The following is a 20,492-nucleotide window of genomic DNA, read 5'->3' on the forward strand; positions in this document are numbered from 1 at the left end:
CGAGAGGCTCAGGGCGTATCCGGCGGTGTGCCGCCCCCGGGTGTCCGAGCCGGGCTCTATCGTGTGAGTTGATGCCGCTACACCTCCATCGGGCCGATCGCACCGATCTGCTCGCCGACGGTCTGGGTGCGATGCTGGCTGTACCACCCCCCGACCCGTTCGCCGAGGACCTCGTGCTGGTCTCGGCGCGCGGCACCGAACGGTGGCTGAGCCAGCGGCTCTCCCACGTCCTGGGTCGCGGCGAGGGCCAGGACGGGGTGTGCGCCGGCATCACCTTCCGCCATCCGCGCTCGCTCGTCGCCGAACTGACGGGCACCACCGACGACGATCCCTGGGCGCCCGACGCCATGGTGTGGCCGCTGCTCGGCGTCATCGACGACGCGCTCGATCAGCCGTGGTGCGCCACGCTGGCCGCGCACCTCGGCCACACCGAGCAGGGCGAGGAGAGGGAGCTGCGCCAGGGCAGGCGCTACGCCGTCGCCCGCCGGATCGCCGGCCTGTTCGCCTCCTACGCCCGGCAGCGTCCGCAGCTGCTCATCGACTGGGCCGAGGGCCGCACCGAGGCTCTCGACGCGGACCTGACATGGCAGCCTGAGCTCTACCGCGCGCTGCTCGCCCGGGTCGACGCCGATCCCCCGCCGGTCCGGCATGCCAAAGCCGTTTCGCGGCTGCAGGCCTCCGCCACCGACCTCCCGGGCCGGCTGTCGCTGTTCGGCCACACCCGGTTACCGCTCACCGAGATCGAACTGCTGCATGCGCTCAGCGCGCACCATGAGTTGCACCTGTGGTTACCGCACCCCAGCGACGATCTGTGGGCGGCGCTGAAACACAGTCACGGACCGGTGCCGCGACGCACCGACACGTCGCACCGCGCCGTGGGTCATCCGCTGCTCGCGACGCTCGGCCGCGATCTGCGCGAACTGCAGCGCGCCCTCCCGGCCACCCCGGCGTCGGACTCGTTCCTCGGCTCCGCCGATCGCCCGCCGACACTGCTCGGCTGGCTGCAGTCCGATATCGCGGCCAATACCGTTCACGCTCAGGGGCGTTCGTTCGACAGCGCCGATCGGTCGGTTCAGGTGCACAGCTGTCACGGTCCCGCGCGGCAGATCGACGTGCTGCGGGAGGTGCTGCTCGGTGTCCTCACCGATGACCCCACCCTCGAACCGCGCGACATCCTCGTCATGTGCCCCGACATCGAGACGTTCGCACCGCTGATCGTGGCCGGCTTCGGTCTCGGTGACGTCGTGACGGGCGCGCATCCCGCCCACCGGCTGCGCGTCAAGCTGGCCGATCGCGCGCTGACCCAGACCAACCCTCTGCTCGGCGTGGCCTCTCAACTGCTCGCCCTGGCCGGCGGCCGCGCCACCGCCAGCGAGGTGCTGAACCTCGCCGAGGCCGCCCCGGTCCGGTTCCGGTTCGGCTTCACCGACGACGACCTCGACGCCATCGGAGAATGGGTGCGGGAGGCCAACATCCGCTGGGGTTTCGACCGCGAGAACCGCCATCCCTATGGCGTGGACTTCGTGCAGAACACCTGGCGGTTCGGCATCGACCGGGTGCTGGCCGGGGTCGCGATGTCCGAGGACGCGCACGCCTGGCTGGACACCACACTGCCCCTCGACGACGTCGGCAGCAACCGGGTGGAGCTGGCCGGCCGGTTGGCCGAGTACATCGAGCTGCTCCGCGTCAGCGTCGAGAACCTCAGCGGCACGCAGACATTGCGGGCGCGGCTGACGGCGCTGCGCGCCGGGCTCGAGGTGCTCACCGCCGCACCGGACGCCGATGCGTGGCAGGGCGCCCAGGTCGACCGGGAGTTCGCCGACATCCTCGCCGACGCCGGCGCGCAGTCCGAGACGATGCTGCGCCTGGCCGACGTCAAGGCGCTGCTGGACCGTCACCTCGCCGGCCGGCCCACCCGCGCCAACTTCCGGACCGGCACGCTGACCGTCTGCACGATGGTGCCGATGCGCTCGGTGCCCCACCGGGTGGTGTGCCTGGTGGGTCTCGACGACGGGGTGTTCCCCCGCCAGGGCGTCACCGACGGCGACGACGCGCTCGCCCGCGATCCGATGACGGGGGAACGGGACAGCCGCTCCGAGGACCGCCAGTTGCTGCTCGATGCGATCGGCGCCGCCACCGAGCGACTGGTGATCACCTACACCGGCGCCAACGAGTACTCGGGTCAGCGTAAACCGCCGGCGGTGCCGCTCGTCGAACTGCTCGACGTACTCGACGTCACCACGCCACGACCGGTTCGCGAGTTCGTCCACATCCGGCATCCGTTGCAGCCCTTCGATGTTCGCAACGTCACGCCGGGGGCGCTGGGCACAGCGGCAGGTGAGCCGTTCACATTCGACACCACCGCGCTCACCGCCGCAAAGGTCGCGACCGCCGAGCGGACGGCCAAGCCGCCGCTGATCGGTGCGCCCCTGCCCATGCCGCCGCCCGACGACGTCGTGCTCGACGATCTGGTCGCCTTCTTCAAGGATCCGGTCAAAGGATTCTTCCGAGCTCTCGATTACACGCTGCCGTGGGACGTCGACGCCGTCGAGGACGGGATGCCCGTCGAGATCGACGCGCTGGCGGAGTGGAAGATCGGCGACCGGATGCTCGAGGACATCCTGCGCGGGATGACCCCGGCGCAGGCGCAGCAGGCCGAGTGGCGCCGCGGCTCCCTGCCGCCAGGGCGACTCGGCTGGCGGCAGGCGCAGGAGCTCGCGAATCGGGTCGCGGCACTGGCGGCCGCGGCCCAGCAGCATCGCACGCCCGCGCCGCGCGCGTTCGACGTCGACGTCGACGTCGGGGCCGGCCGCCGGGTGACGGGCACGGTGCCGCGGGTGCACGGCGAGCGCATGGTGGCCGTCACGTACTCCAAGCTGGACGGCAGGCATCTGCTCGAGTCGTGGATCCGGTTGGTGGCGTTGACCGCCCGCCATCCCGACCGGGACTGGACCGCGGTGTGCATCGGCCGGGCCAAGCGCGGCGACACGCCCCGGCAGCGGCTGCTCGGACCACCCGAGGACGCCACCGGGGTGCTCGCCGATCTCGTCGCGATGTACGACGAGGGGCGTCGTGCCCCGATTCCGTTGCCGCCCAAAACGTCCTACGCGTGGGCTGAGACCGACCACCACCGCGGCGCACCGGCGCGGGAGGCGGGCTGGAAGTGGAAGTCGGGGAAGTATCCCGGCGAGGACGCCGAACCCGCTCACGTCACCGTCTGGGGCCACGGCCTTCCGTTGGTGGACCTCGTCGCCGCGGGCCTGCCGGGCTACGCGGCGCGGCTGTGGTCCCCGATGCTGCGCGCCGAGAGGACCCTCGACTGATGGAACCGTTCGACCTGCTCGGTCCGCTGCCTGCGCCGCGCACCACCACGGTGCTGGAAGCCAGCGCGGGCACCGGGAAGACGTTCACCCTCGCCGGGCTGGTCACCCGCTATCTGGCCGAGGGGGTGGCGACGCTGGACCAGATGCTGCTGATCACGTTCGGCCGCGCGGCCAGCCAGGAACTGCGTGAGCGAGTCCGCGCCCAGATCCTCGACGCGCTGCTGGCTATGGGCGATCCGTCCCGTGCGGGCGACAACGCGTTGCTCGCCCACCTGGTGTCGGGCACGCCCGACGAGGTGGACGTGCGGCGGGAGCGGCTGCGCGACGCGCTGGCCGGATTCGACGCCGCCACCATCGCGACCACGCATCAGTTCTGCCAGCTGGTGCTCAGAAGCCTTGGGGTGGCCGGAGACACCGATTCCAGGATGCAGCTGGTGGAGAGCCTCGACGACGTGGTGTCCGACATCGTCGACGATCTGTACCTCGCGCATTTCGGCCAGGAACGCGACGCGCCGCTGCTGTCCTACGAGGCCGCGCTGCGCCTGGCGCGCGAGGTCGTCGGCGGCGCCCACACCGAACTGCGGCCGGTCGATCCGACGCCCGGCACGGACCCCGCGGTGCGGGTCGAGTTCGCGACCGCGGTCTGCGCGGAGCTGGAGAAGCGCAAACGCCGGCTCGGCATCCTGCACTACGACGACCTGCTGTCCCGGTTGGCCGAGGCCCTGGAAGCCGACGCCTCCCCCGCCCGCGCCCGGATGCGGCGGCGCTGGTCGATCGTCATGGTCGACGAGTTCCAGGACACCGACCCGGTGCAGTGGCAGGTGATCGACCGGGCATTCAGCGGGCACTCCACGGTGATCCTGATCGGCGACCCGAAGCAGGCGATCTACGCGTTCCGCGGCGGCGACATCGTCACCTACCTGCATGCCGCCGCGACGGCGGGCCACCAGCGCACGCTCGCCACCAACTACCGCAGCGACGGACCGCTGGTCGAGAGCCTGCAGGCGGTGATGCGCGATGCCCAGCTGGGCGACTCGCGCATCGTGGTGCGCCCGGTGGCCGCCGCGCACGCCGCGCACCGCCTCGCGGGCGCACCGCACAACGCGCCGTTCCGGCTGCGGGTGGTCACCCGCGACCAGTGCGGGGTCCGTCCGGACAAGGTCATCCCGATAGACCGGCTTCGTCGCCACATTCCCCGCGACATGGCCGCCGACATCGCCGCGCTGCTCGCCGGCGGCGCGACGTTCTGCGGTGAACCGCTCGTCCCCGGCGACATCGCGGTGATCGTGGAGAGCCACCGTGACGGCCGTGCCTGCTTCGAGGCGTTGACCGCCGCCAACATCCCGGCCGTCTACACCGGCGACTCCGATGTGTTCGCCTCCCCCGCCGCCGACGACTGGCTGTGCCTGCTCGAGGCCTTCGACCAGCCGCACCGGTCGGGCCTGGTGCGTGCGGCGGCCACCACGATGTTCTTCGGGGAGACGGCGCAAACCCTTGTCGCTCAAGGTGACCGATTGACTGACCGGATCACCGAGACGTTGCGCGGCTGGGCCGACCACGCCCGGGAACGCGGCGTGGCGGCGGTGTTCGAGGCGGCGCAGCGCGCCGGGATGGGCCAGCGGGTGCTGTCCTGGGTCGACGGTGAACGGCACATGACCGACCTGGCACACCTGACCCAGCTCTTGCAGGAGACCGCGCACCGTGAGCACTTCAGCCTGCCGGCGCTGCGGGACTGGCTGCGCACGCAACGCGAGGAACGCGGCGGTGCGATCGAACGCAGCCGCCGCCTCGACAGTGACGCCGCCGCCGTGCAGATCATGACCGTGTGGGTGAGCAAGGGCCTGCAGTTCCCGGTGGTGTATCTGCCGTTCGCGTTCAACCGCAACATCCAGACCCGCGACGTGGTGCTCTACCACGAAGGCGACACCCGCTGCCTGCACATCGGCGGCGAGCAGAGTCCCGACCACGACGACGTGCAGCGCCGCGGGCGCCGGGAGGCGGCCGGTGACGACGTCCGGCTCACCTATGTCGCGATGACGCGCGCGCAGTCGCAGGTGGTCGCGTGGTGGGCGCCGTCCAACGACGAGCCCAACGGCGGGCTGTCCCGGCTGCTGCGCGGGCGCGGGCCCGGCGAGGCGGTGGTGCCCGATCGCTGCGACCCGCCCCGGATCGACGACCCGGATGCGATGGCGCTGCTGCGGGCATGGGCCGAGGCCGGCGGACCGGTGCTCGAGGAATCGGTCATCGCACCACCGACAGACGTCGAGAAACCGCCTGTCCGAGATGATCTGGATGCGCGCCACTTCCACCGTCGCATCGACACCTCGTGGCGCCGGACCTCGTACTCGGGTCTGATCCGCGCGGCCGAGGAGGCTCCGGGGGTGTCGAGTGAGCCGGAGGTGACCGAGCTCGACGACGAGGTCGCCGACGTCCCGGTGGCCGAGTCCGGCAGCGAACCGGACCTCGGCGGCGCGGACCTGGCTTCCCCGATGGCCGACCTTCCGACCGGCGCCGCGTTCGGCACGCTGGTGCACGCGGTGCTGGAGACCGCGGACCCGTTCGCCGCTGACCTGGCGGCCGAACTCGAGACCCAGATCCGCCGGCATACGCTGTGGTGGCCCGTCGACGTCGCACCGGCCGACCTGGCCGCGGCGCTGGTCCCGATGCACGACACCCCGCTGGGGCCGTTGGCGCCCGGTGCCACCCTGCGGACGGTGGGGCTGCGGGATCGGTTGCGGGAGCTGGATTTCGAGTTCCCGCTCGCCGGTGGTGACCTGCGCGGTGCCGCGCCGGCGATCTCTCTGGCCGACGTAGGCGCGCTGCTGCGCGCGCATCTGCGGCCCGACGACCCGCTGTCCGGGTACGCGGCCCGGCTCTCGAGCGGCGCGCTGGCCGCCCAGTCACTCAGGGGTTATCTCACCGGGTCACTGGACGTGGTGCTGCGGATCGACGGCCGCTACCTGGTCGCCGACTACAAGACGAACTGGCTGGGTGAGCCGGGCGGCGCCCTGACCGCCGCCGACTACGGGCAGCCGCGGATGGCCGAGGCGATGCTGCACTCCGACTATCCGCTGCAGGCCCTGCTGTACTGCGTTGTGCTGCACCGTTTTCTGCGCTGGCGGCTGCCAGGCTACACGCCGGAGCGCCACCTCGGCGGGGTGCTGTACCTGTTCGTGCGCGGCATGTGCGGGCCTGCCACGCCGGTGGTCGACGGGCATCCGGCGGGGGTGTTCAGCTGGCGTCCGCCCGCGGAATTGATCGAGGCCGTGTCGAATCTGCTCGACGGCGCCGCCCGGTCGGAGACACTGGTGCGATGACGGACTCGCCGGCCCCCCGCGTCGCGGTGTACTTCGACTTCGACAACATCGTGATCAGTCGCTACGACCAGGTCAACGGCCGCAACTCGTTCCAGCGCGACCGGTCACGGGACGACGGCAACGGCGAGTTCGCCGAGAAACTCACGCGCGCCACCGTCGACGTCGGCGCGATCGTCGACTTCGCGTCGTCGTTCGGCACGCTCGTGCTCACCCGCGCCTACGCCGACTGGTCGTCGGCCATCAACGCGAACTACCGCGGCCAGCTGGTGGGCCGCGCGGTCGATCTGGTGCAGCTGTTCCCCGCGGCCGCGTACGGCAAGAACGGCGCCGACATCCGCCTCGCCGTCGACGCGGTCGAGGACATGTTCCGGCTCCCCGACCTGACCCACGTCGTGATCGTCGGCGGCGACTCGGACTACATCGCGCTGGCGCAGCGCTGCAAGCGGCTCGGCCGCTACGTCGTCGGCATCGGGGTCGCGGGCTCGTCCAGTCGCTCGCTGGCCGCGGCGTGCGACGAGTTCGTCACCTACGACGCGCTGCCCGGTGTGCCGGTGTTCGAACCCGACGAGCCGGCGGCCGATGCGGCGCCGAAGAAGCGCGGCCGCCGGACCAAGGCCCAGGACGACACCGAGGACGAGCCCGATCCGCTGGATGCGGCGACGGCACTGCTCACCCGGGCCCTGCACATCGGGCTGGAGAAGGACGACGTGGACTGGCTGCACAATTCGGCCGTCAAGGCCCAGATGAAGCGGATGGACCCGTCGTTCTCGGAGAAGTCGCTCGGCTACAAGTCGTTCAGTGAATTCCTGCGCTCGCACGACGACCTCGTCGAGCTCGACGAGAGTTCGACGGCCCGCCGGGTCCGGCTGCGGGGGGAATCGCCGTGACCGCGGCGACGCTCGACGCGTTCGACGAGCTGCTCGAACCCGCTGATGTCCATGTGGCACAGCGCCTCTCAGCATTGACGGGCGAGTCGGACCCGGCCGTTGCGCTGGCCGTGGCATTCGCGGTGCGGGCGGTGCGCGCAGGCTCGGTGTGCGTGGATCTGCGATCGGTCGCCCAGCAGGTCGGTCAACCCGAATTGCCCTGGCCCGCCCCGCAGAACTGGCTACGGGCCGTGCAGGCCAGCCCACTGGTGGACAAGCAGGTGCTGCACGTCATGTCCGATCCCACCGCCGACCTGCTCTACCTCGACCGCTACTGGCGCGAGGAGCAGCAGGTCCGCGACGACGTGCTGGCGCTGCTGGCCTCACCGCTGCCCGCCGCGGTCCCCGGCCTGCAACGGCTGTTCCCCGCGGGCTGGGAGGAGCAGCGTCGCGCCGCGGAAGTGGCTCTGGCGCAATCGCTCACGGTGCTGACGGGCGGGCCGGGCACGGGGAAGACGACCACGGTCGCGCGGCTGCTCGCCCTGCTGGCCGAGCAGGCCGCACTCGCGGGCCGGCCGCCGCTGCGCATCGCGCTGGCGGCGCCGACGGGCAAGGCGGCGGCGCGTCTGCTCGAGGCGGTGCGCGCGGAACTCGACAAGCTCGACGCGCAGGACCGCGACCGGCTTCCCGAGCTGACGGCCTCGACGTTGCACCGCCTGCTGCGGCCGCGGCCGGACAACGCGTCGCGCTTCCGGCACCACCGGGAGAACCGGCTGCCCCACGACGTGATCGTCGTCGACGAGACGTCGATGGTGTCGCTGACGCTGATGGCCCGGCTCCTCGAGGCGGTGCGTACCGACAGCCGGCTGATCCTGGTCGGCGACCCCGACCAGCTGGCCTCGGTGGAGGCGGGCGCGGTACTGGCCGACCTCGTCGACGGTCTGGGTGCCCGCACCGACGTGCGGATCGCGGCCCTGCAGACCTCGCATCGGTTCGGCGCGAGCATCGGCGCGCTGGCCTCGGCCATCCGCGACGGCGACGCCGACCGGGCGGTCGAGGTGCTGTGCGACGGCGGGGATCACATCGAGTGGCTGGCCGTCGACGACCCGGGCGAGCGGCTGCGCCCCGTGCTGCTGCCGCACGCGCTCCGCCTGCGGGAGGCCGCGATCCTCGGTGATGCGCGGGCGGCGGCCGGCACGCTCGACGAGCACCGGCTGTTGTGCGCCCACCGGCGCGGCCCGTCGGGCGTGGCGTACTGGAACCGTCAGGTCGAGAGGTGGCTCACCGAGGCGACCGGTGAGCCGATCTGGGCGGACTGGTATGCCGGAAGACCCGTGCTCGTGACGGCCAACGACTACGGGCGCAAGCTCTACAACGGCGATACCGGGGTGGCGGTCGTGCGGGGCGAGTCGCTGATCGTGGCGATCGGCGAGCAGGAGTTCGCCGCAGGCCGGCTATCCGACGTCGACACCATGCACGCGATGACGATCCACAAGAGCCAGGGCAGCCAGGCCGACGAGGTGACCGTGCTGCTGCCGGCCGAGGAGTCGCGGCTGCTGACCCGCGAGCTGTTCTACACCGCGGTCACCCGCGCGAAGAGGCGGGTGCGGGTGGTCGGCACGGAGGCCTCGGTGCGGGCGGCCGTCGCCCGCCGCGCGGTGCGTGCCTCCGGCCTGGCCCGCCGCCTGACCTGACGGGGTCACCTCCTCTCCGCGAGCGCGCGTGTTTGTACGCCGACGCGCCGCTCAGCGCGTGCATCGACGCGCGCTCGCGGCCCGCCACGACGCACTTTCTGCCAACGGTCGGTCAATTTCTGCCAGCCGAAATGAACCTGCGCAGCCGCCGGTTTCAGACGTCAGATCACCAAGATCAACCCACGAAGAAGGTCCGATCATGTTGAAGTACACCGTCACCACCGCCGCTGCGGCCGCGCTCACCGCCGGAGTTCTCGGCCTGGCCGCTCCCGCGCTGGCCGCCCCGACCGGCGGCAACGCCGCCGACACCATCAGCGCGCTCGAGGCTCAGGGCAACCGCGTCGTCGTGACCCGTCAGTCCAGCACGCCGCTGGACAAGGCGTCCGTCGTATCGGTCACGCGGGGTCCCGCCATCCCGCAGAGCGTGCCCTTCGCCACCTCGCAGGCCGACAACAGCCGCACAGTGCGCAACCAGACCGTGTACGTCACGGTCAAGTAACCCGCTCGCCGAATCAGGGGCGCCCTCGAACCGAGGGCGCCCCTATTTCGTGGAACCAGCTGTAACGGTGGGCCGCCAAAGCCACACCCTGCAGCAAGACAACGTCGTCGACACGAAGGAGCACGACCATGACCAAGACATCCGTCCTCGCGGGCATCGCCACCGGGCTGGCCTCTGCAGCGCTGAGCCTGGCCGGACCGGCCGCCGCCGCACCGACCGGCGCCGGTCAAGCAGACGCCACCATCATGGCGCTCGAGGACCAGGGCAACAGGGTGATCGTCACGCGTCTGTCCGGCACCCCGTTGCAGGACGCCTCGGTCGTCTCCATCACCCACGGCCCCGTCGTCCGTCAGGGCGTGCCGTTCGCCACCTCGCAGGGCGACAACTTCCGGTCGATCAGCAACCAGACGGTCTACGTCACCGTGAAGTGAGGGGCAACCGCTATGATCGTTGAGCCATGCGCGTTGACGGGCGGGACATCGTCGTCTCGGGGAGCCTGCTCCAACCACTGACCCGGCGCACCAACGACATTCTGCGGCTCGCGCTCTCGGGGGTCTTCCTCGTCGTCGTGATCACCAGCTCGCTGATCACCCGCAACGAATGGGAAGCGCTGGAACAGTCGATCTCCGAGATCGTCGGCGTGCTGAGCCCCACGCAGTCCAACACCGTCTATCTGATCTACGGCATCGCGATCCTCGCGCTGCCCTTCGTGATTCTGATCGGCCTGATCGTCGCGCGGCAGTGGAAACTGCTGGGCGCGTATGCCGCTGCGGGGGTCATCGCGATCCTGTTGCTGTCGATCACGGGCAACGGAATCGCGGCGCCGCAGTGGCATTTCGACCTCACCGAGCGCCTCGACACCGTGCTCTCGCAGTTCCTCGACGATCCGCGCTGGATCGGGATGCTCGCGGCCGTGCTGACGGTGTCGGGTCCGTGGCTGCCGGCGCGGTGGCGACGCTGGTGGTGGGCACTGCTGCTGGCGTTCGTGCCGATCCACCTGGTCGTGAGCGCTGTCGTGCCGGCGCGGTCGCTGCTCGGGCTGTCGGTCGGCTGGTTCGTCGGGGCGCTGGTGGTCCTGGTGGTCGGCACGCCGGCGCTCGAGGTCCCTCTCGACGGGGCGGCCCGCGCGATGGCGCGGCGCGGATTCCGGGTGACGGAGCTGCGCGTGGTCCGGCCGGCGGGACGAGGTCCCATGGTGCTGACGGCAACTCAGGACCGGGCCGTCGATCACGCCGATCCCGACGAGGGCGCCGCGGTCGTCGAACTGTACGGACCGCATCAGCGCGGCGGCGGCTTCCTGCGGCAGTTCTGGCGCAAGCTGCGGCTGCGCGACAGCGAGACCGCGCCGCTGCAGACCTCCATGCGCCGGGCGGTGGAACACCGCGCGTTGATGGCCATCGCAGTCGGCGACCTGGCGCTGTCGAACACCTCGCCGATCGCGGTGTCGGCACTCGAACGCGGCTGGACGCTGTACGCGCACCGGCCCGCACGGGGCACGCCGATCGACGCCTGCGTCGAGCACACCCCGGTCACCCGTGTCTGGGATGCGCTCGGAATCCTGCACAGTCAGCAGATCTCGCACGGCGATCTGCGCAGCAAGGAGATCACCGTCGTCGACGGCGCCCCGCAGTTCGGCGGGTTCACCCTGGCCGAATACGGTGCGTCCGAAGCGCATCTGCACAACGACATCGCGCAGCTACTCGTCACCACCACGGATCTGTACGGCGCCGAGAAGGCGGTGGCGGCGGCGATCACGGTGTTCGGCAACGACGCCGTCCTCGCCGCCTCCCGTCGGCTCACCAAAGCCGCGATGCACCAGGGTCTCCGGAACTCTGTGCGGGACGCGGGCACGGTGATGTCGACGGCGCGCGAGGAGGTCAAGCGCCAGACCGGCGCCGATCAGATCACCACCGCGACGATCACGCGCTTCACCCGCAGCCAGCTGATCCAGACGGTGCTGCTGGTCGCGCTCGTCTACGTCGCCTATCCGTTCATCAGCTCGGTGCCGGTGTTCTTCTCCGAACTGCGGTCGGCGAATTGGTGGTGGGCGGTCGCCGGGCTGGCGGTCTCGGCGCTGAAATACCTGGGTGCCGGCGCGGCGCTGTGGGCGTGCGCCGACGGCCTGGTCAGCTTCCGCAATCTTGCAATCATGCAGGTGGCCAACACGTTTGCCGCGACCACCACGCCTGCGGGCGTCGGCGGACTCGCGCTGAGCACCCGGTTCCTGCAGAAGGGCGGACTGGGCGCACTGCGGGCGACGACGGCGGTGGCACTGCAGCAGTCGGTGCAGGTGCTCACCCACATCACGCTGCTGATCGTCTTCAGCGCCGCGGCGGGCGCGTCGGCGAATCTGTCCCGTTTCGTGCCGGGCGCTACTGTGCTGTACCTGATAGCGGGCGCGGCGCTCGGCGCGGTCGGAGTGTTCCTGTTCGTCCCGAAGTTGCGCCGCTGGCTGGCCACCGCGGTGCGGCCGCGGCTCGAGGAGGTCATCGATGACCTCGTCGAGTTGGCCCGCGAACCGAAACGGCTTGCGTTGATCGTACTTGGCTGCGCCGCAACGACTCTCGGGGCAGCCCTGGCGCTATGGGCGAGCATCGAGGCGTTCGGCGGCAGCGCCAGCTTCGTCACCGTCACGATCGTGACGATGGTCGGCGGGACGCTGGCTTCGGCGGCGCCGACGCCCGGCGGGGTCGGCGCCGTGGAGGCCGCGCTGATCGGTGGTCTCGCCGCGTTCGGCGTGCCCGCCGCCGTCGCGGTGCCCTCGGTGCTGCTGTACCGGATCCTCACGTGCTGGTTGCCGGTGTTCATCGGCTGGCCGATCATGCGCTGGCTCACCCGCCGCGACATGATCTGAGCCTCGCGAACGTGCATTCGCTGTAGCCCCGCGACGCATTCCACGACAAGGAATGCACGTTCGCGGGTTGCGGTGTCGACGCCTCAGCAGGCCTGTCCGGCGAACACCGCGCCCGTGACGAGTGCGATCAGGATCGCGACGGTCGGCATCCCGCTGGACAGCGCGAGGACGACACCGGCGACGGCTGCGATAAGCACCGTCGTCATCAGAAAAGCGGCGACCCAGTTGATCTCGTGGGACGCGCGAACCGCGTGCGATGGCTCGACCTGCTGCGGGACCATCGCGCCCTCGCCGAATCCGACCATGTCCGCCCTTTCTGTGATTACGGACACACTATAACGCCGCCATGAGCTACATCACAGCAAAGGCAGCGATCTCGTGACCTACGAAGAAATCGAAAGCTGTACTAACAGAACTGTTCAGCGTGACTAATCGCACGATCGTGCGCGGGTACGGTGGTCGGCGGTGAGGTTCGGGAGGCTGGTCGCGCTGGCGGCCGTGGCGATGACGCTGGTGCAGTGCGCGCCGCCGCCGGATCCGACACCGCCGAGCCGATCATCCGCGCCGCGGCCCTCGACGGCGGCGTCCGCGCCGCCGCAACCCCCGACCGTCAGCCCGGTCACCGCCGCCGAACTCGGGGCGACCTGGCGGCCCGGCTGCCCGGTGGGCCCGGACGCGCTGCGCCGCGTCGAGCTGGACCACTGGGGCGTCGACGGGCGGCGCCACCGCGGCGAACTGGTCGTCAACGCCGACGTGGTGGACGCCGTCGTCGCCGTGTTCGCCGAGCTCACGGCCCTGCGCTTCCCGATCGAGAAGATGCAGAGCCCAGACCGCTACCCCGGCGCCGAGGACGAGCTGTCGATGCGGGACAACAACACCTCGGCCTACAACTGCCGCGGCATCCCGGGCTCGGACAGCTGGTCGCTGCACGCCTACGGACGTGCCGTGGACATCAACCCCCGCATCAACCCCTACCTCGATGCCCGCGGCCACTTCGAACCCGCCAACGGCGGCCCCTGGCTGGACCGCACCCGCACCGACCCGGGTATGTTCCACGACGGCGACCCGGCCGTCGAGGCCTTCACCGCGCGGGGCTGGCAGTGGGGCGGTCACTGGCGCACGCCGCTGGACTACCAGCACTTCGAATTGCGCTGAGGTCGTCACATCACGATTTCGTCAGATCGTGAACCCCCGCGAGGTTTCTTCCGTGTCGTAAATTTAGGCGCTTCTCGAGAACACGGGAGACAGAGCTGCTTCACCGTATCGCTTCGCTCGCTCTCGCCGCCCCACGCAGGATCGTGGGAGCGGCGGCGGCGCTCACCGTCGCGCTCGCGATCCTCGGCGTGCCGGTGGCCGCCGGCCTGTCCCCCAGCGGCTTCGCCGACCCCGGCTCCGAATCGGCGCGCGCGTCGCAGACACTGACCGAGAAGTTCGGTCAGGGCGACGTCGTGATGCTGATCGTGGTGTCCTCACCCGACGGTGTCGACAGCGCCGCCGCGCGCGACGCCGGGCAGCGCATCGCCGAGCGCGTCGCCGACCATCCGCACGTCGCGACCGTCTCGTCGGCCTGGACCACCCCACCCGCCGCCGCGGCGGACCTTATCAGCCGGGACCGCAGATCGGGGCTCGTCGTCGTGGGTATCACCGGCACCGAGGCCGAGCAGCAGACGTACACGAAGGAGATCGATCGGGACGCCACGCGCGACGTCCCCCCCGGCGTCACGGTGCGCACCGGCGGAACCGCGATGGTCAACGTGCAGATCACCGAGCACTCGCAGCGCGACCTGCTGTTGATGGAGGGCCTGGCGATTCCACTGAGCTTCCTGGTGCTGGTCTGGGTGTTCGGTGGGCTGCTGGCCGCGGCGCTGCCGGTGGCCATCGGCGTGATGGCGATCGTCGGGGCACTGGCGGTGCTGCGGGTAGTCAACTTCGCCACCGACGTGTCGATCTTCGCGCTGAACCTGGCCACCGCGATGGGCCTGGCCCTGGCCATCGACTACACACTGCTGATCCTGAGCCGCTACCGCGACGAGCTCGCCGGCGGCGCCGGCCGCACCGAGGCCGTGCGCCGCACCATGGCCACCGCCGGACGCACCGTGATCTTCTCCGCGACGACGGTCGCGCTGTCGATGTCGGTGATGGTGCTGTTCCCGATGCACTTCCTCAAGTCGTTCGCCTATGCGGGCGTGGCGACGGTCGCGTTCGCCGCGGCCGCCGCCGTCGTGGTCACCCCGGCCGCGCTGGTGCTGCTCGGCGACCGGCACGACTCGCTCGACGTGCGCCGGCTGGCCCGCCGGCTGCTGCGCAGGCCCGACCCGCAACCGGTGCCCGTCGAGCAGCGCTTCTGGTACCGGTGCGCGCAGACGGTGATGCGGCGCGCGCTGCCGCTGGGCCTCGCCGTGGTGGTCCTGCTGATCGTCGCGGGCCTGCCGTTCCTCGGCGTGCGGTGGGGCTTCCCCGACGACCGGGTGCTGCCTCAGTCGGCGTCGGCGCATCAGGTCGGCGACCAGCTGCGGCGCGACTTCGCCGACAACACCGACACCGCGGTCACCGTCGTCGTACCCGACACCCGCGGCCTCGGCCCGGCAGAGCTGTCCGCCTACGCCGGCGCACTGTCACGGGTGCCCGACGTGGTCGCCGTCTCCGCACCGACCGGCACGTACGTCGACGGCGTCGCCTCGGGCCCGCCGTCGGCACCGACCGGCGAGAAGGACGGCAGCGCGTTCCTCACCGTCGCCAGCAGCGCGCCGTTGTTCTCCGACGCGTCGGAGCGGCAACTCGACGGGCTGCACGCCGTGCCGGGGCCCGGCGGTCGCGCCGTCGAGATGACGGGCACCGCGCAGACCAACCGCGACAGCGTCGACGCGATCACCTCCACCCTGCCGCTGGTGCTCGGCCTGATCGCCGTCATCATGTTCGCGCTGCTGTTCCTTCTCACCGGCAGCATCGTCGTCCCGCTCAAAGCGCTTGTACTGAACGTCCTTTCGCTGACCGCGGCGTTCGGCGCGCTGGTGTGGGTGTTCCAGGACGGCCACCTGGGCGGGCTGGGCACCACCCCGACCGGCACGCTGGTCGCCAACATGCCAGTGCTGCTGTTCTGCATCGCCTTCGGCCTGTCGATGGACTACGAGGTGTTCCTCGTCGCTCGTATCCGTGAGTTCTGGCTCGCCACCGGGCAATCCGACGAGTCGGTGGCGCTGGGCATCGCCTACACCGGCCGCATCATCACCGCCGCGGCGTTGATCATGTCGATCTCGTTCGCGGCGCTAGTCGCGGCAAGCACGTCGGTGATGCGGATGTTCGGCCTCGGCCTGACGCTGGCCGTCCTCGTCGACGCGACGCTCGTGCGCATGGTCGCCGTGCCGGCGTTCATGCGCCTGATGGGGGGCTGGAACTGGTGGGCACCGCACTGGCTCAAGCGGATCCACCGCCGCCTCGGCCTCGAGGAGGCACCGGCGGCCCCGCCGCCACGAGAACCCACAGAACGGATATCACCATGAATACTGTCAGTGTCATCGCCGGCGTCCAGGGCGCCCTGCCGCCGCACCGCTACAGCCAGCAGGAGGTCACCGACGCGTTTCTCGCCGTGCCGGCGTTCGCCGGACTCGACGAGGTGGTGCGCGGTCTGCACGAACACGCCAAGGTCAAGGCGCGCCACTTCGTGCTGCCCCTCGACCGGTACCCGGCCCTGCAGGACTTCGGCGAGGCCAACGACATCTATCTCGAGCACGCCGTCGACCTCGGCTGCGAGGCGCTGGCCGCGGCGCTCGACGAAGCAGGCCTGCGCGCAAGCGATCTCGACCTGATCATCACCACGACGGTCACCGGCGTCGCGGTGCCGTCCCTGGACGCCCGCATCGCCGGGCGGCTCGGCCTGCGGCCCGACGTGCGCCGCGTCCCGCTGTTCGGGCTGGGGTGCGTCGCCGGGGCGGCGGGCATCGCGCGCATGCACGACTATCTGCGGGGGGCGCCCGGGCACACCGCCGCGCTGGTGTCGGTGGAACTGTGCTCGCTGACCTACCCGGCGGCAGAGCCGACGATGGCGAGTCTGGTGGGCAGCGCGCTGTTCGGGGACGGCGCGGCCGCGGTGGTCGCGGTCGGCGAGAATCGTGCCGAGCAGATGGACCCCGGGGGTCCCGCGGTGGTGGACACCCGCAGCCGGATGTACCCCGACTCGCTGGACACCATGGGGTGGCGGGTCGGCAGGAACGGCTTCGCGCTGATCCTGTCGGCCGAGCTGCCGGACCTGATCGACCGCTACCTCGCCGACGACATGTCCGCGTTCCTCGGCGGGCACGGCCTGGCTGTCGACGACATTGCCGCCTGGGTGTCGCATCCCGGCGGGCCGAAGGTGATCGAGGCGATCACCGCCGCGCTCGGCCTCGGCGACGACGCCCTGGAACTGACCTGGCGCTCGCTCGCCGAGGTCGGCAACCTGTCGTCGTCGTCGGTGCTGCACGTGCTGCGCGACACCATCGCCAAGAAGCCACCGACCGATCAGCCCGGGCTGCTGATGGCGATGGGGCCGGGCTTCTGCTCGGAGCTCGTCCTGCTGCGCTGGCGGTGAGAGGTGCTGGCCTATACGCTGCTGATCGCCGCGGTCGCCGCCGAGCGGATCGCCGAACTGGTTGTCTCGCAACGTAATCTGCGATGGAGCCGGGAGCGTGGCGGCGTGGAGTTCGGCGCCGGCCACTACCCGTCGATGGTGGTGCTGCACACCGCGCTGCTGATCGCCTGCCTGGTCGAGGCCGCGCACCGCGAGTTCCTGCCCGCGCTGGGGTGGCCGATGCTGGCGGTCGTGGCGGCTGCTCAGGGCCTGCGGTGGTGGTGCATCGCCACGCTCGGACCGCAGTGGAACACCCGGGTCGTCGTCGTGCCCGGCGGGGGCCGCGTCACGGCCGGCCCCTACCGGTACCTGCGTCACCCGAACTACGTGGCGGTCGTCGTGGAGGGCGTCGCGCTGCCGCTGGTGCACTCCGCGTGGATCACCGCGGTCGTCTTCACCGCACTCAACGCCGCGCTGCTGCGGACCCGGATCGCCTGTGAAGACCGGGCTTTGGAGCGGCTGCCGTGATCGACCTGCTGGTCGCGGGCGGCGGACCCGCGGGCCTGGCGACCGCGATCCACGCCGCGCGCCGCGGTCTGCAGACCGTGGTGATCGAGAAGCGCCCCGGTCCGCTCGACAAGGCATGCGGTGAGGGGCTGATGCCGCACGCGGTGCGCGAACTGGATCTGCTCGGCGCCCACCCCGCGGGTATCCCGTTCCGCGGCATCACCTACCTCGACGGCCGGCGCGCCGTCAACGCCGCCTTCGCGTCGGGGCCGGGCCTGGGCGTGCGCCGCACGGCGCTGCACCGGGCGCTCCTCGACGCCGCCGCCGCGGCCGGGGTGCGCATCGAGACCGGCACCGTGGGGGCCATCACCCAGGACGACGACGGCGTGTGCGTCAACGGAATTCGAGCGCGCTACCTGGCTGCCGCCGACGGGTTGCACTCCCCCGTCCGCGCCGGCCTGGGCCTGCACCGCCCCGGCCCGGCGATCCGCCGGTGGGGGTTCACCCGGCACGTCGGTGTCGCACCGTGGTCCGACTGTGTGGAGGTGTACTGGGCTCCGGACCCGGCGGCCGGGGAGGCGTACGTGACGCCCGTCGCCGCCGACTGCGTCGGGGTCGCGATCCTGAGTTCACGGCAGGGCGGTTTCGACGAGCACCTGGCCGCGTTCGGAGCGCTGCGCGACCGGCTCGCCGGCCACCCGCACGAACCCGACCGAGCGGCGGGACCGCTGCGGCAGCGGGTCGCACGCCGGGTGGCGGGCCGTGTCCTGCTGGTGGGCGACGCGGCCGGCTACGTCGACGCGCTGACCGGGGAGGGACTCGGGCTGTCGTTCGCGGCGGCCCGCGCGCTCGTCGACAGCGTCGCCGCCGACCGGCCGGCCGACTACGAACGGCGCTGGCGGCAGACCACCCGGCGCTACCGCCTGATGACCGCCGGGATCCTGCGGGCGAGCGGATCGCCGCTGCGGCCGCTCATCGTGCCCGCCGCCCGTGCGGCACCGCCGGTGTTCACCCGCATCGTGAACCTACTCGCCGAGTAGCACCGCGCCGTCGCGGTAGATCGAGATCGCGTTGCGTCCCTCGGATTTCGCGGCATAGAGCGCCTTGTCGGCGCGGTCGAGCAGCTCGCGCACCGCGGTGTCGGGATCCGCTTCGGTGAGCCGCCACGGCCGCAGCGTCGCCACGCCGACGCTGATCGTCACGGTGCCCGCGTCGGCGCCGCCGTGCGGGATCGCCAGCGAACGGATCGCCCGCACCAGCCCTTTGGCGAATCCGGACGCGTCGTCGCAGCCCGACAGCACGACCGCGAACTCCTCTCCGCCGTAGCGGGCGGCCACGCACACGCTGGGATCGGCCAGATGCGACAGCACCTCGGCGATGTGGCGGAGGCATTCGTCGCCGGCCTGGTGCCCGTAGAGATCGTTGAACGACTTGAAATGGTCGATGTCGATGAACAGCGCCGTCACCTGCTCACCGTCCTGGCCTGCCCGGCACCAGATCTCGGCCGCCCGCTGATCGAGCCCGCGCCGGTTGGCCAACCCGGTGAGCGGATCGGTGTTCGCCATGTCGGTCAGCGAGTCCTGCACCTGGCGTTCCAGCGTCACGTCCCGCATGATCGCGGCGGTGAGACCGTCGGCGGTCCGCCGGCTGTGCAGCACGTACCAGCCCCACGACCCGTCGGTGCGCCGGACGCGGAACGGTGCAGACGCCCCGGGATCCGAGGCCGGGAAGTCGGCGCGGGCCGCGCGATCGTCGGGGTGGACGTGGTCGAGCCAGCGCTCCTTGGTGATGGGGCCGTCGGGGATGTCGAGGATCTCGTGTCCCTCGCTGGCGCGGTGCAGCACGTTGCCTGCGGCGTCGACGAGGATCACCACGTCGCCGGTGAGTTCGGCGATCAGTTCGTAGGCCTTGTGGCTGGCGTCGTCGAGGGCGACGAGGCGCTCACGGTCCTCGAGTGCGGCGGCGACCAGCACCACCATCGTGAACGCGCCGAGCACGAACACCTGCGCGGAGATCATCGCCTGGCCGGAGTCGTCGAGCGACGCCGCGAACGGGCCGTAGCCGGCGAACGTGCTGCCGAGCACCAGGGCCGAGCCGATCGCCATCTCGGCGAACGCCGACGCGATGCCCGAGCGGATCAGCACCAGCAGCGCAGGCAGCCCGGTGAGGAACACCAGCACGAAGCTCGACTTCGTCGCCGACGCCGCACAGAGGCCGACGGTGACCGCGGTCATCGTGGTGAACCACGCCACCTCGCGCCAGGTGTGCCGGCGGGCGTAGTGCCGCCACCGCAGCATCAGCGGGACCAGGAACGCGATGCCGACGGCCTCGGTGAGGTACCAGGCCATCGCGGCGAAGGCCAGGGCACGCGGCTCCGTGCCGACCTCCCCGTTGACCGCCAGCCCGGCGACACCGATCGGGCTCGCCAGCACCGGGGCGAGCAACACGCCGTAGAACAGGAACCGCTGCCAGCTGCGCAGCGAGTCGCTCCGGCCGCTCACCCACTCCTGGTCTGAGTGCAGCATCACCGCGGCGAACACCACGGCGGTCAGCGTCGAGAGCACGCCGATCTCAGGGGAGAGCCCGAGCGCGAACCGGGCCGGGATGATCTGGATGGCCGCGAACGCGGCCAGGTACACCGGCCACTGCCGGCGCGGCGCCATCAGCAGCGCGACCAGCTGAGGCGCGACGGCGGGCCACACCATCGCGTAGGACCAACTGTCCAGGTACACCAGCCCGCGAACCAGGAAGCACAGCGCACCGACCGTCGCCGTCCAGCCCAGGAGCTGCGGCAGCGGGGGGATCGCGCGCCTCACCCCCGCCCAGCGGAGCGAGCCGGTCGTCATCAGGACAGTCAACCGCGTCAATAATCCGGTCGGCAATCCC

The 20,492-nt window shown here is 71.2% G+C and carries 14 protein-coding genes; 12 read left to right on the plus strand and 2 right to left on the minus strand.

Annotated features, from left to right (window positions below; all coding sequences use genetic code 11):
• The first annotated feature begins 71 nt into the window (after positions 1 to 71).
• The 7 genes from recC (at position 72) to G6N45_RS27180 (ending at position 12,553) form a co-directional block, all read left to right on the plus strand.
• Positions 72 to 3,323 carry an exodeoxyribonuclease V subunit gamma gene (gene recC / locus G6N45_RS27150; protein WP_163727277.1) on the plus strand — a complete coding sequence of 1,084 codons (3,252 nt, stop codon included), beginning with the start codon at positions 72 to 74 and terminating at the stop codon, positions 3,321 to 3,323.
• Positions 3,323 to 6,640, plus strand: coding sequence for an exodeoxyribonuclease V subunit beta (recB, locus tag G6N45_RS27155; protein ID WP_163727288.1), 3,318 nt, complete (start codon positions 3,323 to 3,325; stop codon positions 6,638 to 6,640). Before recC ends, recB begins: the two co-directional genes overlap by 1 nt.
• Complete coding sequence (locus G6N45_RS27160) at positions 6,637 to 7,527, plus strand: NYN domain-containing protein (protein ID WP_163727291.1); 891 nt, start codon at positions 6,637 to 6,639, stop codon at positions 7,525 to 7,527. Before recB ends, G6N45_RS27160 begins: the two co-directional genes overlap by 4 nt.
• The gene (gene recD, locus G6N45_RS27165) at positions 7,524 to 9,200 is read left to right on the plus strand and encodes an exodeoxyribonuclease V subunit alpha (protein WP_163727294.1); all 1,677 of its coding nucleotides are present in this window, start codon (positions 7,524 to 7,526) and stop codon (positions 9,198 to 9,200) included. The genes G6N45_RS27160 and recD overlap by 4 nt, the downstream gene beginning before the upstream one ends.
• Positions 9,201 to 9,399: 199 nt before the next feature.
• On the plus strand, positions 9,400 to 9,699 hold the full coding sequence (locus G6N45_RS27170) for a hypothetical protein (RefSeq protein WP_163727296.1): 300 nt from the start codon (positions 9,400 to 9,402) through the stop codon (positions 9,697 to 9,699).
• 128 nt (positions 9,700 to 9,827) lie between these two features.
• On the plus strand, positions 9,828 to 10,130 hold the full coding sequence (locus G6N45_RS27175) for a hypothetical protein (protein WP_163727299.1): 303 nt from the start codon (positions 9,828 to 9,830) through the stop codon (positions 10,128 to 10,130).
• A 26-nt stretch (positions 10,131 to 10,156) separates the two neighbouring features.
• Entirely contained in the window at positions 10,157 to 12,553 is a 2,397-nt protein-coding gene (locus G6N45_RS27180; RefSeq protein WP_163727302.1) for a lysylphosphatidylglycerol synthase transmembrane domain-containing protein, read from the plus strand.
• Between the two features lie 83 nt (positions 12,554 to 12,636).
• Here G6N45_RS27180 and G6N45_RS27185 read toward each other — a convergent pair whose 3' ends face one another.
• The gene (locus G6N45_RS27185; RefSeq protein ID WP_163719596.1) at positions 12,637 to 12,858 is read right to left on the minus strand and encodes a hypothetical protein; all 222 of its coding nucleotides are present in this window, start codon (positions 12,856 to 12,858) and stop codon (positions 12,637 to 12,639) included.
• A gap of 199 nt (positions 12,859 to 13,057) precedes the next feature.
• Here G6N45_RS27185 and G6N45_RS27190 point away from each other — a divergent pair, with 199 nt between their 5' ends.
• The 5 genes from G6N45_RS27190 to G6N45_RS27210 all read left to right on the plus strand — a co-directional run bounded on the left by G6N45_RS27190 (position 13,058) and on the right by G6N45_RS27210 (position 18,646).
• Positions 13,058 to 13,708: a M15 family metallopeptidase gene (locus tag G6N45_RS27190; protein WP_163729158.1), complete on the plus strand. Its 651-nt coding sequence runs from the start codon at positions 13,058 to 13,060 to the stop codon at positions 13,706 to 13,708.
• 95 nt (positions 13,709 to 13,803) lie between these two features.
• Positions 13,804 to 16,053, plus strand: coding sequence for an MMPL family transporter (locus G6N45_RS27195; RefSeq protein WP_163729162.1), 2,250 nt, complete (start codon positions 13,804 to 13,806; stop codon positions 16,051 to 16,053).
• On the plus strand, positions 16,050 to 17,120 hold the full coding sequence (locus G6N45_RS27200; protein ID WP_163727305.1) for a type III polyketide synthase: 1,071 nt from the start codon (positions 16,050 to 16,052) through the stop codon (positions 17,118 to 17,120). Before G6N45_RS27195 ends, G6N45_RS27200 begins: the two co-directional genes overlap by 4 nt.
• 3 nt (positions 17,121 to 17,123) lie before the next feature.
• Entirely contained in the window at positions 17,124 to 17,627 is a 504-nt protein-coding gene (locus G6N45_RS27205) for an isoprenylcysteine carboxyl methyltransferase family protein (RefSeq protein ID WP_163727308.1), read from the plus strand.
• Entirely contained in the window at positions 17,624 to 18,646 is a 1,023-nt protein-coding gene (locus G6N45_RS27210) for an NAD(P)/FAD-dependent oxidoreductase (protein WP_163727310.1), read from the plus strand. The genes G6N45_RS27205 and G6N45_RS27210 overlap by 4 nt, the downstream gene beginning before the upstream one ends.
• Here the strand turns inward: G6N45_RS27210 and G6N45_RS27215 are convergent.
• A complete protein-coding gene (locus G6N45_RS27215) occupies positions 18,632 to 20,452 on the minus strand; it encodes a sensor domain-containing diguanylate cyclase (protein ID WP_163727314.1) in 1,821 nt (606 codons plus the stop codon). The genes G6N45_RS27210 and G6N45_RS27215 overlap by 15 nt on opposite strands.
• Between the last annotated feature and the right edge of the window lie 40 nt (positions 20,453 to 20,492).

Source organism: Mycolicibacterium psychrotolerans (assembly GCF_010729305.1).
In the GTDB taxonomy this organism is placed as follows: Bacteria; Actinomycetota; Actinomycetes; order Mycobacteriales; family Mycobacteriaceae; genus Mycobacterium; species Mycobacterium psychrotolerans.

Bases quoted from the DNA above. Each gene is read 5' to 3' on its own strand.
- G6N45_RS27160 (WP_163727291.1), top strand. From the start codon at position 6,637: ATGACGGACTCGCCGGCCCCCCGCGTCGCGGTGTACTTCGACTTCGAC.
- recC (WP_163727277.1), top strand. From the start codon at position 72: ATGCCGCTACACCTCCATCGGGCCGATCGCACCGATCTGCTCGCCGAC.
- recB (WP_163727288.1), top strand. From the start codon at position 3,323: ATGGAACCGTTCGACCTGCTCGGTCCGCTGCCTGCGCCGCGCACCACC.
- G6N45_RS27190 (WP_163729158.1), top strand. From the start codon at position 13,058: ATGACGCTGGTGCAGTGCGCGCCGCCGCCGGATCCGACACCGCCGAGC.
- G6N45_RS27180 (WP_163727302.1), top strand. From the start codon at position 10,157: ATGCGCGTTGACGGGCGGGACATCGTCGTCTCGGGGAGCCTGCTCCAA.
- G6N45_RS27185 (WP_163719596.1), bottom strand. From the start codon at position 12,858: ATGGTCGGATTCGGCGAGGGCGCGATGGTCCCGCAGCAGGTCGAGCCA.
- G6N45_RS27170 (WP_163727296.1), top strand. From the start codon at position 9,400: ATGTTGAAGTACACCGTCACCACCGCCGCTGCGGCCGCGCTCACCGCC.
- G6N45_RS27200 (WP_163727305.1), top strand. From the start codon at position 16,050: ATGAATACTGTCAGTGTCATCGCCGGCGTCCAGGGCGCCCTGCCGCCG.
- G6N45_RS27175 (WP_163727299.1), top strand. From the start codon at position 9,828: ATGACCAAGACATCCGTCCTCGCGGGCATCGCCACCGGGCTGGCCTCT.
- G6N45_RS27215 (WP_163727314.1), bottom strand. From the start codon at position 20,452: ATGACGACCGGCTCGCTCCGCTGGGCGGGGGTGAGGCGCGCGATCCCC.